Origin of the sequence: Pseudoalteromonas sp. GW168-MNA-CIBAN-0100 (genome assembly GCF_040309225.1) — a bacterium.
Classification (GTDB): domain Bacteria; phylum Pseudomonadota; class Gammaproteobacteria; order Enterobacterales; family Alteromonadaceae; genus Pseudoalteromonas; species Pseudoalteromonas arctica.
In genome coordinates, this window is record NZ_JBEOOL010000538.1 from 1 (window position 1) to 274 (window position 274).

The 274-nt window shown below is 34.7% G+C and carries 1 protein-coding gene; it reads right to left on the reverse strand.

All coding sequences use genetic code 11. From position 1 onward, the window contains the following. Window positions 1-51 precede the first annotated feature (51 nt). On the reverse strand, window positions 52-274 hold a 223-nt coding region (locus tag AAEY62_RS22325; RefSeq protein ID WP_350636593.1), incomplete at its 5' end, for a hypothetical protein.

Consider the following 274-nt stretch of genomic DNA (forward strand, 5'->3'; position numbering starts at 1 on the left):
TTTTGAGGGTCTTGAAGACCTTATACACAGTAACCTCTTTAATTCTTTGGGTCACGTAGACTCGATTTTAAGGGGAGGGGTAAGTGAACGATATTTTTGGAGTAGTTTAAAGAAATTAATTCCAAAAATTAAGGCGGCAAACCTATCATATGAAGTTAATTGCTCCGGTATGTTTAAATCAATGATTTGCCATAAAACGGGTGAACCTATTAAGAACAGAGTTGCCTTTCCAAATTTTAATGTCATAAAAATGTTAGCTGATTTAGGTATGGAC